Origin of the sequence: Kitasatospora nipponensis (genome assembly GCF_039528135.1) — a bacterium.
Taxonomy (GTDB): domain Bacteria; phylum Actinomycetota; class Actinomycetes; order Streptomycetales; family Streptomycetaceae; genus Kitasatospora; species Kitasatospora nipponensis.
Genome location: NZ_BAAALF010000805.1, coordinates 1 through 388, shown reverse-complemented (window position 1 = coordinate 388; position 388 = coordinate 1). Strand labels below are relative to the sequence as shown.

Sequence of the window (388 nt, the reverse complement as noted above, 5' to 3'; positions counted from 1 at the left end):
TGTTGCCCACGCTCGTGCAGCGGCTCGGGCACCGTCCCGACGTGCCGCTGCAGTGGAGGTGCCAGCAACTGCTGACCGTCAACACTGGCGAACAGATCTGGGGTCTGCTCGACGTCCTTCCCAACACCTTCGACAAGATCCCGGAGACTCTGGACACGGCGTCCAAGAAGGCCATCGTCAACCGCATCGAGCACGCGGTGACCGTGCGCGAGTGGATGGAACGGATGGCTGACGGCTCAGGTTCATGACGCCCCGGCAGCGTGGCAGCCGGCTGGACGGTCTGAGACCGCGTTTGAGATCTGCCGTGTCCCGCGGCTTGTGGGGTCGTTGAGCGTTGAGTGAGTGCTGACAGGGGTGGGTATCCGTCGGATCTGACGGATGATCAGTG

1 pseudogene is annotated in these 388 nt (G+C 63.9%); it reads left to right on the top strand.

Annotated features, from left to right (window positions below):
• Positions 1-248 (top strand): annotated as a pseudogene (locus ABD323_RS43440) (hypothetical protein); the annotation flags it as partial.
• Positions 249-388 lie beyond the last annotated feature (140 nt).